Origin of the sequence: Pseudomonas yamanorum (assembly GCF_013386765.1) — a bacterium.
GTDB classification, from domain to species: domain Bacteria; phylum Pseudomonadota; class Gammaproteobacteria; order Pseudomonadales; family Pseudomonadaceae; genus Aquipseudomonas; species Aquipseudomonas yamanorum_A.
In genome coordinates this window covers 55,554-69,395 of the sequence record NZ_JACARE010000019.1, presented here as the reverse complement: position 1 = coordinate 69,395, position 13,842 = coordinate 55,554, and the positions used below count along the sequence as shown (strand labels likewise).

The following is a 13,842-nucleotide window of genomic DNA, read 5'->3' as shown; positions in this document are numbered from 1 at the left end:
GAGTCCCGTCCGCTGCGCCATATCTGTTCCAGGGCCCACTGAACGCCCTGAGACGCCAAAACAAGCCGCTGGCTTGGTTGGACCGATAGCAAAGACCCTGGTCGAAAGACCGGGGTTTTTTGTGTCCGCGATTTGGCTGAATGCTTGATGTGCAGGGGCCGGCAAGCCAGCCCCGCGACTCGGGATCAGAACCCCAGTTTGTCTCGCAGCCCGTAATACCAGGCGCCCAATGCCGCGAACGGCGTGCGCAACAGTTGCCCGCCCGGGAACGGGTAGTGCGGCAGGCCGGCAAACGCATCAAAACGTTCAGCCTGGCCTCTCAGGGCCTCCGCCAGCACCTTGCCCGCCAAGTGGGTGTACGTCACGCCATGGCCGCTGCAGCCCTGGGAGTAGTAGATGTTGTCGCCCAGGCGACCAACCTGCGGCAGACGCGACAGGGTCAACAGAAAATTGCCGGTCCAGGCGTAATCAATCTTCACGTCCTTGAGTTGCGGGAACGCCTTGAGCATCTTCGGCCGGATGATCGCTTCGATATTCGCCGGGTCCCGCGCGCCATACACCACGCCACCGCCGAAGATCAGACGCTTGTCGCTGGTCAGGCGGTAGTAGTCCAGCAAGTAGTTGCAGTCTTCTACGCAGTAATCCTGCGGCAACAGCGTCTTTGCCAGCTCGTCGCCCAACGGCGCAGTGGTGATCACTTGTGTGCCGCACGGCATCGACTTGGCTGCCAACTCCGGTACAAGGTTCCCCAGGTAGGCATTGCCCGCGACAATAATGAACTTGGCCCTGACCTTGCCATGTGCCGTATGCACCACGGGATTGGCACCGCGCTCAATGCGAGTCGCCGCCGACTGCTCGTAAATCGTGCCGCCGAGGGACTCCACCGCCGCTGCTTCGCCCAGTGCCAGGTTCAGCGGGTGAATATGCCCGCCGCTCATGTCCAGCAGGCCGCCCACATAGTTGTCACAGGCGACCACTTCGCGAATCCGGCGTTCGTCCAGCAGCTCCAGCTGGGTGTGGCCGTAGCGCTCCCACAGGCGCTTCTGCGACTCCAGGTGGCCCATGTGCTTGCTGTTCAGCGCGGCGAACACACCGCCGTCCTTCAGGTCGCACTGGATCTGATACTTGGCCACCCGCTCGCGAATGATCCTGCCGCCCTCAAACGCCATATCCCCCAACAACTGCGCCTGCCTGGGGCCGACACTGCGCTCGATCACATCGATGTCACGGCTATAGCTGTTGACGATCTGCCCGCCGTTGCGGCCCGACGCGCCAAAACCCACCTTGGCGGCTTCCAGTACCGTCACGCGAAAACCGTTCTCCAGCAGAAACAGCGCGCTGGAAAGCCCGGTATAGCCGGCACCGATCACGCACACATCGGTTTCGACTTCGCCTTGCAGCTCCGGGCGAGGAGGTACCGCATTCGCAGACGCGGCGTAATACGACTGGGGGTAGGGGGTGTTCGCCATCCTGGAACCTCTGTTTTATATTTTTTACGAGTGCGCCGATCCTACCTGAGTTGAAAATCCGCTGCCAGCCACCGGAAAAATACGGTTGTACCGGCCACAAATAAAAAATTCGCATATTCATAGGCTTAGCTGCAAAAAAGGTATTGACACCCCTCCGGAATTCCGTAGAATGCCGCCTCACAGCAGGCACGTAGCTCAGTTGGTTAGAGCACCACCTTGACATGGTGGGGGTCGTTGGTTCGAGTCCAATCGCGCCTACCAAACAAAATCCGCTCTGCTGGGCGGTCTAGAAGGGCTCACCGAAAGGTGGGCCCTTTTTTGTTGCATCGTTTGGGCAAACATTGGGAATACTTTGGGCAAACGACCATCGAATCACAATTTCAAGTCGGCTTTCACCTTCATGTAAACCACCGCTTCGTTGCCATGGCCAGACTGATAGTGCTCGGTCATTTTCACGTCCGCATGGCCCATCAATCCCTGTATGTGTTCCTGTGCAAATCCCTGCTGCTCGAAAAGCCATGCACCCAGTGCGCGGATCTCGTGAAACGTTGGGCGCTCACCAGCGCTTGTGAATCGTCCCGCGCCTGCGCGAATGACTTGGTGAGGTAGTCGGCCGTTACGGCGTTCCAGTGCAGTTTGGCATCGAGCTGTGTCCGCTTGCGCGCTTTGGGTGAGTGGTGGATCAGGTATGGGCAAACGACCGGTGACTTCATGCACTCAAGCACTACCTCTCAAAGGGCCTGTCAGTCCTTCTCGACTCCACGAATTCGGCCAGTGACTGCGACGTGCCCGCCATCCCCGGCGCCGTCGGCGTGATTCATGCCGTCCGTAGAGCCCAACTTGGCCCAGCGTATGCTCAACGAATTATCGCCATTACCGACGATGGGGATAGCGCAGTGATCTCGCTGCGGGCGTGCAAGGCGTACGCCAGAGAAATCTCGCAATAAAAATATACCTGCTTTCGATTGATTTTATACTGTATGTATGTACAGTAGTCGCGTGGTTAAGGATAACCACTAATCAGGAGAAGGTCATGTCTATGTACTACGCAACACCATATGTATTCACGCCAAGCGCTACGCTCGACAATGGGCCTCAGCTCAGATCAATTATTCAAGCCGGATATCGCTGGATTCAAATTAACCGCGACGTATGCCCGATCAAGACTACCGTGCATTTGAATAAGGCCGATCTAACCCCCATTCATGGTCTTGTAATTGAGCCTGCGCCGGGTATTGAGAAAGTGCTTATCGACTCAAGCGGAATTGGCCGAAATCCGGATGTGCCTACCGATCCAAGCTATGCAGCATTTGATTATGAGGGGAAGGTCCGCCCCGCCAGCTTTTTAACACGAGAAGCTTTTCTGAATCAGAATGAAATTTTTGTCGATGACCCAACTAAATATGTGGCAGGGGATTGGATCGTAATTTCTGATGCTTCTACTGATTTCTATGCCCAACCTCTTCCCCTTGATGGGCCCATGGAAGTTCGTCAGGTTATTCGAGTATTTAGCGGATCGCTGGTGATCAATAACGTCCTAAAAAAAGGACATCCGAACGGTGCCATCGTAGCGACATGCGTGCCGATCCGGAACGTTATAATTCGAGGCTTGGAGTTTACTGGTAACTCCGCCGGCGGGGTTCACATTCACTACGGCCAGCATTGTACAATTCAGGATATTACTTCTGTCAACTGGACTGGGCGGTCGCTTGTTCTCATTGATAATGGCGGTAGCAATAACTCAGTGATTGATTGCTACTGCACTGGCACGGAGGCTGGTGGTGGACCTACGCAAAACGCTTGGGGGGTAGTCATGGAGGGCCAAGACTCATCTCGCATGGTAAACAGCGGTGGTGAACTTTGCGGTAACGGCAGTGCAATGAATTACTGTATTGATAGCGTAGCTGTCGATGCAAGAGCTCGCAGGAATAATGTAAATGTCGGTGTATATACCCAATCTATCCGAAGTGGTTATATTCGGCCAAGAACGCAGCTTCCTCTGATTCTTGATACATACGAAAGTCCAGAGAACGTTGATTGCTTTATCTTTAGCAAACAGAATTTCTCATAAGCTCAAGCTGTATGAAAAATCTGTTCGCCTCTCAATGTTTCAATGTTATTTAAGAGGTGGCGCGAAGAAGGCCAAACCTTGACCTTCTTCGCTCAAAAATATTCCCTGAATAGGTTTCTCTTACCACCTCCCCAACCCGAAGGTAATCCCTAATGCTGCCGATCATAACCTCTTGCGAGGCGCTAAAAACGATAGGTTTGCATAGTACCGCTTATGCTTTTTATTTAAATTGACTGGCTGGAATGCAGTGTGAGGTTGGGCAAACATTGTTGAATTGCTTTTGGCGTTTAAATTGAATGCGTGTCGCCAATAGTAACCCAGTATCAGCAGGAATATAGGGCCTGTAGATGGAGAAGAAAGACCATCTTGAAATACATTAAATACAGTAAAGAATGGTATGATTATCGCAATCATTGCAATGTAAAATCTCTTTTGAAATTCATTGTTTTGTGGGATTTTGAAGAAAGGTTTTACGATGCTCCAAAGGAATATCAAATAGAATAATCCTGCAAGGCCGCCCATTTTCCAAATTGCACCTAAATATTGATTGTGTGGCGTATAACCTGATGTGCTCACATCGTTATCGAAGTAGCCAAGCTCAGAGTTAAAAAGACCATAGCCACCAAAGCCAGTACCGAATATCGGGCTACTTATTAAGTCATCAATAATTATCATATATAAGCCTAATCTTCCTGATGAAACCCCATCCCAATTCCCAGAGTAAATATTATCGATCATCAAAAGTATTTTTGCGAATAGCTCAACAATGTAGTCTGAGAAAAACGCTATTATGGTTGCAGATGAAACTATTGCAAGCGTAATGTATAGAGCAACTCTAAACATCCTGCCGACTGTCATTCTTCCCGCGAAGAAGCAACATAAGCAACTAACGATTAAACCAAATGCAGCTTGTCTAGATCCACTGCCTAGTACGAGTATTAAGCTGCACAACATTCCAGTGTACGAAATAATTCGTATGCTTTTTTTGGGTTTCATGATTACGCCTAGCGATAAAAAATCATGAAAGCCGTCGAAAAAAATACAGCTATTCCATTTATTCCATTGCTGCCATGAAATTTTATACCGAAAAACGTAGGGTCGAAGACGGCACCGTAAATTACTTCGCCTGGGATACGCTCAAATTCAGTGAATATTGTAATGTGCCCCTTCATGAAAATCGCGTCAACCGTTGCTGCAAGCGCAGTTGCCGCGAGTAGATAAATTAACGTCTTGTTGAATCTGTCAGGGTGAAGGCTTGACTCTCCGATGTTTCTACCCAGCAAATATATTAGGTATGGCTTGAAAAAAAACGCTATGGAAAAAATCGATCTAACAATGTTTTCCGGCTGTAAAAACAATTGTATATATATTAGTGAGATAAGAGAAAAAAGTATGCTGAGTAAAAGCCACTTATTTATCTTGTGATGAATAATTAGTATGTGGGGGAGAATCAGTAGGCATAATAAGTCAGATGGCGCAACTTCAACGCCAAGAGCAGGTACAAATATTCTTAGTGGAATGCACAGTAAAACAGCTGATAAAAATAAAAGCATGTTCGACTATCCCTGTAGTAACAAAGCTTAAAAAAGCACTTCATGCATTTTTTATTGTCTTGAGCGCCTGTTGAGACAGCGTCATGCCACCCATCTGTGCGCCGGACTAGTTGACTCACCTTGGCAAGCTTGCCGAAAGCGCGAAAAGTGTTTGAAAATTGATCAGTATCATGATGGTTCCTTTGTATTGTTGTAATCGAAGATCCGTTCGAATTGCAGAGATTGTAGACGTGTTTCGGTGTAGTGAGTGGGTTTTGAATTGCTCGGTCGGCAGGACACCGGGGATGGTTGACTACTGTAGGAATATACAACGCTAACTTATTGATTCTTATAGGATGAGACGGGAATTTTAGTAGCTTCCTAAAGCGCTTGCTTTCCGCTACGGATCATTCGGTTACGGATGTCTCGGGGTCACCTTTGGTGGGGGTCGTTGGTTCGAGTCCAATCGCGCCTACCAAACAAAATCCGCTCTGCTGGGCGGTCTAGAAGGGCTCACCGAAAGGTGGGCCCTTTTTTGTTGTCTGGGATTTGCAAAACTCCCACCTCAGAACGCCAATTCGGCGCCCACCTCAAGGTACCCGATCTTCTTTTCGTCGTGCCCTCCCTGATAGTGCTTCGTCATCTTCTCGTCCGCATGCCTCGTTACTGCCTGGATGTACTCTTGGGGGAATTTCTGTTGCTCGTACAGCCACGCGTCCAGTGCAGGGATCCCGTGAAAAGTGGGGCGCTCGCCAGCGGGAACATGGTTGTTGATGCGCTTCACGGGCTGTCCGCGCACTTGAAGCTGTTTTCCTGAGCGATCAGCCTGGCCCGCTTGATGTGGATGCCGAACTCTTTGGTGGCCTCAATGGCGGACAAGCCGGTGTGCCAGCGCCTTCAGATTGATGCTGCGGGTGTTCTTGATCGGGCCGCCGACTTCACCACTGACGCCGCCGGCAATTTGCTAGGCCATGTTGCCCGCGCCGAAGAGTGAATCCACGGTGCAGGCTGCAACGTCGAACTCGGGGGGCAATAAAGTGCGTAAAAAGCTTCTGCTTTTGTAGGATTTTTTTACTGTATGCATGTACAGTTGCTCGGCCAAAAAATGGCCAGTTCTAATCAGGAGAAGTCATATGTCAATTTACACCGATACCCCTTATATTTTTACGCCGGATCCCTCTGCGGATAACGGGCCTCAGCTCCAATCGATATTGAAGGCCGGATACCGTTGGATTCAGATCGATGGCACCGATTGCCCTATTGGGACAACAGTCCTGCTAAACCGCGATGACAATTGGCCCTACAGTGGTCAGATCATCGAGCCTGCGCCAGGGATCGATAAAGTCACTATTGATGTTTCAGGGATCGGTCGTAACCCGCTGGATCCGACTGATCCAAGTTATGCCGCCATCGACTATCAGGGCAATGTGCGCCCGGGCAGCTACTTGACCGCGCCGGCCTACGTCAATACGACCGAAATCTCCGTGGCTGACACCACTCCCTTCACTAACGGTTCGTGGATTGTCATTTCGGACGCCTCAACCGACTTTGCAACCTACCCGATGCCACTTGATGGCCCGCTGGAGGTTCGCCAGGTTATTTATGTGCTGGCTAACTCATTAATTGTTAACCGTGTGATCAAGCGTGATCACCCGCAGAACGCGATCGTGGCTCTGTGTGATCCGATTAAAAACGTGTACATCCGCAACCTTGAATTCACTGGGGACGCTGCGGTAGGGCTGCATTTGCATTACGCACAACACTGCGTGATCGAGAACATCACGTCGGTTGACTGGACGGGGCGCTGCATGCTGTTGCTCGACAACGGTGGTGAGTACAACACCATCCTGGATAGTTATTGCACCGCTACAGAGCCGGGCATTGATCCTGAACAGACCGCCTGGGGCGTTGTCATCGAGGGGCAGGACTCTACCCGCGTGATTAATTCAGGTGGCGAAAATTGCGGCCTGGGGATGGGCATGAATTACAGCATTGATTGTGTGTCCATTAATGCAAGGGCTCGCCTCAATACGGTAAACGTTGGGGTCTATACCGCATCCATTCGTACGGGGTTCCTTCGCCCTGCGACCGAATCGCCCTTGATTCTCGATACTGTCATCACGGCAGACTGCGTTGATTGCTATATGGTTGAACCCGTACCATTTTCCTGAAAATCATGGATAAGGAAAGCCCTCACTGAGCGGGCTTTTTATTGAGATTCAGCTGGGTGCTGAATCAGGCGCAGGCTTTGTACCGATCAGGCGGGCGATTCTTTTTCCGAGCATGTGGGTGGGAGTTTCAACCGCCTTATGGATAAGCCAGGACAGTAAAATGGTGGCTGCTGTTTGAATAATGAGGGCCGCAACCGGGCTGACGCCCTGATCGATCATAATCCGCATCCCGACGATGCCAAACGCACCGTGGCAGACGTACAGCGGATAGCTGATATCGGCCAGAAAATCGAACACCGGGCCGCCGTTCCAGTTGCTGAAAAACAGGTAGAACACTGTAAACACCGCGAATGCCATGAAGTAGGCCGCGATCACTTCAAACGGCCAGCCCTCAGTGAACCTGCTGTACCCGAACACGCAGAGCATGCAAATGGTGATGGCGAATAGCTTTTCAATGCTCAGCAGCCCGCGCAAGTGATAGTTGAAGGCAACGCCGATCATCATGAAAAATAGGTATTTGAATGGGAAAACTAAAGCGGCCAACCAGCCGGTGAGATGGATATTTCCGGGGTATAAGTTTGCGGCCAGGACCGTTGCGATACCAATCAACAGGAGCGGCCGCAATTGTCCCTTGGCAATCATTGACCAAAACAGAAGCACGAACAGGTAGAACTTGATTTCAACTTCCAGTGTCCACACCACGCCATCCAGCGGTGCTGAGCTATTGAACCAGTCACGAAACAGAGACATTTGCGACAGGACCTGGAGCGTTGTGTAGGCCGTTGTATTTCCCATATAGGAGGCGGCCACTTCAAGGCTGCCCAGGGTGATTAGAAGGCCGACGATATAGGTCGGCCATATCCGGAAAAGCCTGCCAATCGCGAATTTTATTTTGCCAAGAGGTGTTCCGCTCAGGCTGACTACCGAGATTGGAATGACCAGCCCGCTGATCAGAAAGAACAATGCAACACCGAACCCGCCCATGTTCATGTTGCTGAGAGGGTTAAATGTGCTGAGCATCCAGACGGGAAATGGCGGTTCATCCAATGGTGGCAGACCACCGAAAGCCCCCTTGATGTAACTGAACATAAGGATGTAATGGGCAATGACGACGCAGAGCGCCGCTATGCCGCGCAAAGCATTTGCGAAAGCAATCCGTTGCATGACGTTGTCCCTTGAGTCATCGACGATCCTGTTGACTGAACAAGATTCTAGATGGCTTTGGACAAAACACAGGCGGTGGCTAAAACTAAATCGGTAATGAGTCGGCGGGTTGCCTGGGGAATTTGCAAAAGGCCCTTCACTTCGGCAACCGTCTTCCTGCACTTCGTTGTTAATGACTGGCTAGGTCCTGCTTGCCCAACACCTCATCAATCACCCCCAGCTGCCAGTTGAAATACGGATTGAACGTCAACCGCGCATGCATCTTGCCCGCTTCACGATAACCCCAGTCCGAATACCACACCTCTGACCCCTGTTCGCAGGCGCGGGTGGCGTCTTCCGTCTGGCCGTTCCAGCAAAACCGCAGGCTGCCCTGTTCGCCGTACAGTGCGTTATCGGGTGAAAACAACAAGCCCATATGGGAGAACTGGCTGATCCGCAGCTGCGGCAAGTAGTCGGTGCGTGCTTTTACGCGCTGGGTGTCCCAGGCGCTCTCCGGCAATGTGCCGTACCAGGCGAGGCGGCTGTGGGGGTTGCTGAAGCGTTGCTGGAAGGTCTCCAGCACATAGTTTGTATCGAGCACCGAGTCGTGGGCGGCGACGGCAATGAATACCGGCTTGTCGTAGGTTCGATGTTCGAGATCCTGGCGGGCCACCCGGCTGCTGCGGTAGAACTGGGCGAAGCCATTGGTGGGGAGGGTCATGTAGCGCACCAGGCTCTGTTGTGGCCGGCTGGCGTCTGGCGCCAGCAGCCAGGGGCGCGCCCAACTGATCAACGGCGTCAGCCAGTCGTAGGTCATGCTGGACTGGAAAGCGGGGGAGAACAGCAGCAACCCGGCGACGTCGTCGTGTTGGTAGGCGTAGTCGAGCACCAGGTTGGCACCGGTGGAGAAGCCGCCTAGGTAGATTTCACCCACCTGCGCGCGAAGTATCGCGGCCTGTTCGTCGACTACCCGGCGCCAGTCCTCCATGCGTACTTGCAGCATGTCGGACGGCTGTGTGCCGTGGCCCGGAAGCAGCACGGTCCTTACCAGAAAGCCGCGTGCGGCGAGTGCGCTGCCGAGGTCGTGGAAGGACCAGGGTGAGTCACCCAAACCGTGCACCAGGATGATCCCGCGTTTGGGCGCTCCAGCCGGTCGCCACTCCTGTGGTGCATTCCAGTTGAGTTCGGCTTCCCTGTCGGTGCCCTGGAAATTGCGATGGTCGCGCAGCCATTGCAAGGTATCGAGTCGGTACGCTTCGAATGACTTCTGGCCCAACGGCATGCCCTGTTCGGCGAACGCGACAGTGCAGAGCACGAGGGCGAGGATGCCGCAAGCAACGCTCCAGAGCGTTTTGCGGGGCTGCATATAAGGCGTGTTGTTCAAGGCAGGTTCTCAGCGGGGCGTAACCGTAAGGTCATGCACGATAATTACCTGCCAGGTATCGCCGATAGTGCGAAACAGTAGCAAGACGTTTCTTGCGATCTCAGAAACGATCCAGTCGATAGGGCCCAAGTGCCAGTAATCCATCGGGTGCAGACAATGCCAGCTGTGCAATCAACTCCGCCGTCACCGCCGCCTGTGTCAGCCCCAGATGCTGATGCCCGAACGCAAGCAACACCTTGCCCTGGCACACCTTGTCGATGATCGGCAGCGAGTCCGGCAGGGAAGGCCGGAACCCCATCCATGGCGTCGCGTCTTCAGCCGTCAAGTCACGACGAAACAACCCCAGGCTCAGTCGATGCAACTGCCATGCGCGCTCCATGTTCGGTGGGCGATCCAGGCCTGCGAACTCCACCGTGCCCGCCAATCGCAGCCCGTCGGTCATCGGCGTCATGATGAACTTGCGCTCCAGGGAGGTGACGGCAAACGGCAGTCGCCCGTGCTCGTGGGGCAGCATCAGGTGATAGCCACGCTCGGTGTCCAGCGGGACCTTCTTGCCCGTCAGCGCGGCGGTCAATCTGGCCGAATGCGCACCGCAGGCGATCAACACCTGACGCGCCGCTACTACGCCTTGGCCGGTCATCAACGAAACACCGTGCTCGTCCAGCTTTGCGCCCACCACCTGGCGCTTGAGAAACTGCACCCCACTGGCCTTGGCTGCTTCCACCAGCTCGCAGACCGCTCGGTAAGGATCGAGAAAGTGCCCCGTGCGTGGAAAGAACAAGCCGCCCTGAATCCCTTCGCTGAGTTGCGGCGCCACCTCCAGCACTGCGCTGGCCTGCCAGTAATCCACCGGCACTGCCTGCTGGTGCATGCGGGCCTGCAAGGCATCGATGGCTTGTCGCGAGTCGGGGCGTTCGAAGATCAGCAGCGAGCCGTCTTCGCGCATCAGCCCGGGGCGATCGATACTGCCCAGCAGCCGGTGCCAGGCGCCCAGGCTGCTTTCATTAAGGGCGCGAATGCCGGCGACCGTACGCTGGAAGGCCGCCGGCCGCAGGTTCAACAGCAGGCGGGTAAACCAGGGCAGTGCACGCGGCATGTATTTCCAGTCCAGGCGCAGCGGCCCCATCGGGTCCATGAGCATGGCGGGCAAGCGCGTCAGGATCGACGCATCCGCGATCGGGAACACTTGCTCGGTCGCCAGGTGGCCGGCGTTGCCGAACGAGGCGCCGTGGCCGGGTTCCTGCTGGTCGATGATGACCACGCGCCGGCCTTGGCGAGCCAGTTGCAGCGCGCAGGCAACGCCGATGATTCCGGCGCCCACTACGGCGATATCAGGCATGACGTTATCGGACATGGCCTAGGCTTCTCTCTGACCGTCAAGCAAGCGCCGCAGCAGCAATGGATTGCCGTGTTGGAGCGCCGTCGGCAGCAAGCCATCCGGGAAGTCCTGGTAGCACACCGGCCGCAGGAATCGCAGGATGGCGGCCGTACCCACCGAGGTAGTGCGCGAATCCGAGGTGGCCGGGAAAGGCCCGCCGTGCACCATCGCATCAGACACTTCCACGCCGGTCGGCCAGCCGTTGACCAGCAGGCGACCGGCCTTGCGCTCCAGGGTTGGCAGCAATACGCGGGCGGTGTCCAGGTCGTCCTCATCCAGATGCAGGGTGGCGGTCAACTGGCCTTCCAGGTGTTCGCTGACCTGGCGGACTTCATCGGCATTGGCGCATTGCACAATCAACGAGGCGGCGCCGAATATTTCGGCTTGCAAGCTGTGATTGGCGAGAAAATCCCGGGCATGGGTCACGAACAGATGGGCTCGGCCCTGGTTGGGCCCCGCTGCCGGCAAACCGGTACCCGCGACCTGAGCGTGCTTGGCAAACTCGCTGACGCCGTCTTCGTAAGCCTTGAAGATCCCCGGCGTGAGCATGGTCTGGGCTGCGCTGCGTTGAAGCAAATGGGTGGCGCTGTCGATGAAGTGGTCCAGTGCTTGCCCGGCGACGGCAATCACCAGGCCGGGGTTGGTGCAGAACTGGCCGGCACCCTGGGTGAGTGACGCGATAAATCCCTGCGCCAATGCTTCGCCCCGCGTGCTCAATGCCGCCGAAAACAGATAAACCGGATTGATCGAACTCATCTCGGCATACACCGGAATCGGCTCGGGACGCGCCTGGGCCGCCTGGCACAAGGCAATACCGCCGCTGCGCGAACCGGTAAACCCCACGGCCTTGATACGCGGATCGCAGACCAATGCGATACCGACCTCACGCCCCGAGCCATACAACAGCGAAAACACACCTTCAGGCAGGCCACATTGCTTAACCGCCTTGGCCACCGCGCGCCCCACCAGTTCGCTGGTGCCAGGATGCGCGCTGTGAGCCTTCACGATCACCGGACAACCGGCCGTCAGTGCCGACGCGGTATCACCGCCCGCCACCGAAAATGCCAACGGAAAATTACTCGCCCCGAACACCGCCACCGGCCCCAACGGAACCTGGCGCTGACGCAGGTCCGAGCGGGGCAGCGGTTGGCGATCCGGTTGCGCGGTATCGACCCGCACATCCAGCCATTCACCGGCGCGCACGGTGCGGGCAAAGGTGCGCAGTTGCTGGCAGGTGCGCCCGCGTTCACCCTGGATCCGTGGGCGGGGCAGGCCGGTCTCGGCCATCGCCCGTTCAATCAATTCATCGCCCAGGGCTTCGATTTCGCTGGCGATGGTTTCAAGGAATTCGGCGCGAGCCGCCAACGGCGTTTCGCGATAGCTGTCGAAGGCGCTCCAGGCCAAGGCGCAGGCTTGTTCCACATGCTCGGCGGTGCCGCCGGCGTAGGCGGGTTCGAGCGCAAGGTGGGTGGCAGGATTGATCGCCCGGATTGCTTCGCGGCTGCCTGGAATGGAGTGCTGACCAATCAGCATGGTGCCCGTCAGAGTCATGGCGTAGTCCTGAAAGCTAAAGATGGGGCGGGCAAAGAACATCCACTGTGGGAGCTGTCGAGCCCGAGCGAGGCTGCGATGCAGGCGCCGCGGTTTAACAGGGACACCGCGGTGATCCCATCGCAGCCTCGCCGGGGCTCGACAGCTCCCACAATTGATCTTTGCTGCCTTGAATAGTGTTAAGCGACGTTCTGCTCAGCCGACCAGTTGGCGTACCACTGGCGGAACAGCGCGTACTGGTTCTCGGCATAACGACGCTGGGCATCGCTCAGGGCATCGGTTTCGTTGAAGTGCAGGGTGTATTCCTTGTCGCCGTTGAGCACCATCAGGTGCTTGTAGAACAGCACCAGGTCGCAGCCTTCGTCGAAGGACGACAGCACTGCCAGCGCTGCCTCCAGCTCCCGCGCCTGGCGGCGTGCGGTGGCATCACCCTTGGCGGCTTTCTTGCTCAGGGCCACCAGTTGCAGCACTTCCCGTGGCAGCGCGTTGCCGATGCCGGTGATCGCGCCGGTGGCGTTGCAGTTGACGAAGCCGTGGACCACCTGGGTGTCCACGCCCACCATCAAGGTCACGTCATCGTCCTTGGACGTGATGTGTTCTGCCGCGTAACGCAGGTCGGCAGCGCCGCCGAACTCCTTGAAGCCGATCAGGTTCGGGTACTCGCGACGCAGTTCGAAGAACAGGTCGGCGCGGGTGGCGAAGCCGTAGTAAGGACTGTTGTAGATCACCGCCGGCAGGTTCGGCGCTGCCTTGAGGATGGCCGCAAAGTGATCCTTTTGTGCCGTCGCCGAGGCACCACGGGACAGCACCCGCGGGATGACCATCAAGCCGTGGGCACCGACCTTGGCCGCATGCGCCGCGTGGGCGACCGCTTCACGGCTGTTGACTGCGCCGGTGCCGACGATGGTCGGTACGCCGGCGGCCACCAGGCGTGCCACGCCTTCCTGGCGTTCTGCTTCCGTGAGCAACGGCCAGTCGCCCATGGAACCGCAGTACACCACCGCGCTCATGCCGATATCGATCAGTTCGCGACCCTTGGCGACCAGTGCGTCGAAGTCCGGTTTGCGCTCGGCGGTGCACGGGGTCATCAGCGCGGGGATGCAGCCGGTGAAGATGTTGGTGTTCATGGTTTCAGCTCCAGTT

The 13,842-nt window shown here is 55.7% G+C and carries 13 protein-coding genes, 1 tRNA gene and 1 pseudogene; 5 read left to right on the top strand and 10 right to left on the bottom strand.

Annotation, left to right across the window (positions count from 1 at the left end; all coding sequences use genetic code 11):
• Nucleotides 1-185 precede the first annotated feature (185 nt).
• Nucleotides 186-1,469 carry an NAD(P)/FAD-dependent oxidoreductase gene (locus tag HX875_RS16465; protein ID WP_177043943.1) on the bottom strand — a complete coding sequence of 428 codons (1,284 nt, stop codon included), beginning with the start codon at nucleotides 1,467-1,469 and terminating at the stop codon, nucleotides 186-188.
• 184 nt (nucleotides 1,470-1,653) lie between these two features.
• On the opposite strand from HX875_RS16465, the gene HX875_RS16460 reads away from it, so the two are divergent.
• A tRNA-Val gene (locus HX875_RS16460) sits at nucleotides 1,654-1,730 on the top strand.
• Between the two features lie 111 nt (nucleotides 1,731-1,841).
• On the opposite strand, the gene HX875_RS16455 is transcribed toward HX875_RS16460, so the two are convergent.
• Entirely contained in the window at nucleotides 1,842-2,186 is a 345-nt protein-coding gene (locus HX875_RS16455; protein ID WP_256390382.1) for a tyrosine-type recombinase/integrase, read from the bottom strand.
• A gap of 23 nt (nucleotides 2,187-2,209) precedes the next feature.
• On the opposite strand from HX875_RS16455, the pseudogene HX875_RS32770 reads away from it, so the two are divergent.
• Nucleotides 2,210-2,416 (top strand): annotated as a pseudogene (locus HX875_RS32770) (lysis protein); the annotation flags it as partial.
• Nucleotides 2,417-2,502: 86 nt separating this feature from the next.
• Nucleotides 2,503-3,540: a right-handed parallel beta-helix repeat-containing protein gene (locus HX875_RS16450; protein ID WP_177043942.1), complete on the top strand. Its 1,038-nt coding sequence runs from the start codon at nucleotides 2,503-2,505 to the stop codon at nucleotides 3,538-3,540.
• A 162-nt stretch (nucleotides 3,541-3,702) separates the two neighbouring features.
• Here HX875_RS16450 and HX875_RS16445 read toward each other — a convergent pair whose 3' ends face one another.
• From HX875_RS16445 to HX875_RS16435, 3 genes are all read right to left on the bottom strand, one after another.
• A complete protein-coding gene (locus HX875_RS16445) occupies nucleotides 3,703-4,536 on the bottom strand; it encodes an O-antigen ligase family protein (protein ID WP_177043941.1) in 834 nt (277 codons plus the stop codon).
• An 8-nt stretch (nucleotides 4,537-4,544) separates the two neighbouring features.
• The gene (locus tag HX875_RS16440) at nucleotides 4,545-5,093 is read right to left on the bottom strand and encodes a hypothetical protein (protein ID WP_177043940.1); all 549 of its coding nucleotides are present in this window, start codon (nucleotides 5,091-5,093) and stop codon (nucleotides 4,545-4,547) included.
• A gap of 544 nt (nucleotides 5,094-5,637) precedes the next feature.
• Nucleotides 5,638-5,856 (bottom strand): integrase, encoded by a 219-nt coding sequence (locus HX875_RS16435; protein WP_256348115.1) that lies wholly within the window; start codon nucleotides 5,854-5,856, stop codon nucleotides 5,638-5,640.
• Between the two features lie 60 nt (nucleotides 5,857-5,916).
• Here HX875_RS16435 and HX875_RS32630 point away from each other — a divergent pair, with 60 nt between their 5' ends.
• Together HX875_RS32630 and HX875_RS16430 are read left to right on the top strand one after the other, a co-directional pair.
• A complete protein-coding gene (locus tag HX875_RS32630; protein ID WP_218171945.1) occupies nucleotides 5,917-6,066 on the top strand; it encodes a hypothetical protein in 150 nt (49 codons plus the stop codon).
• Between the two features lie 139 nt (nucleotides 6,067-6,205).
• Complete coding sequence (locus HX875_RS16430; protein WP_177043938.1) at nucleotides 6,206-7,243, top strand: hypothetical protein; 1,038 nt, start codon at nucleotides 6,206-6,208, stop codon at nucleotides 7,241-7,243.
• A gap of 48 nt (nucleotides 7,244-7,291) precedes the next feature.
• Here the strand turns inward: HX875_RS16430 and HX875_RS16425 are convergent, their stop codons facing one another.
• From HX875_RS16425 to HX875_RS16405, 5 genes are all read right to left on the bottom strand, one after another.
• Nucleotides 7,292-8,407 carry an acyltransferase family protein gene (locus HX875_RS16425; RefSeq protein ID WP_177043937.1) on the bottom strand — a complete coding sequence of 372 codons (1,116 nt, stop codon included), beginning with the start codon at nucleotides 8,405-8,407 and terminating at the stop codon, nucleotides 7,292-7,294.
• 169 nt (nucleotides 8,408-8,576) lie between these two features.
• Nucleotides 8,577-9,668, bottom strand: coding sequence for an alpha/beta hydrolase (locus HX875_RS16420; protein WP_177044040.1), 1,092 nt, complete (start codon nucleotides 9,666-9,668; stop codon nucleotides 8,577-8,579).
• Nucleotides 9,669-9,870: 202 nt separating this feature from the next.
• Nucleotides 9,871-11,124: an NAD(P)/FAD-dependent oxidoreductase gene (locus HX875_RS16415; RefSeq protein ID WP_177043936.1), complete on the bottom strand. Its 1,254-nt coding sequence runs from the start codon at nucleotides 11,122-11,124 to the stop codon at nucleotides 9,871-9,873.
• Nucleotides 11,125-11,127: 3 nt separating this feature from the next.
• Nucleotides 11,128-12,699: an aldehyde dehydrogenase (NADP(+)) gene (locus tag HX875_RS16410; protein WP_177043935.1), complete on the bottom strand. Its 1,572-nt coding sequence runs from the start codon at nucleotides 12,697-12,699 to the stop codon at nucleotides 11,128-11,130.
• Nucleotides 12,700-12,878: 179 nt separating this feature from the next.
• The gene (locus tag HX875_RS16405) at nucleotides 12,879-13,826 is read right to left on the bottom strand and encodes a dihydrodipicolinate synthase family protein (RefSeq protein ID WP_177043934.1); all 948 of its coding nucleotides are present in this window, start codon (nucleotides 13,824-13,826) and stop codon (nucleotides 12,879-12,881) included.
• Between the last annotated feature and the right edge of the window lie 16 nt (nucleotides 13,827-13,842).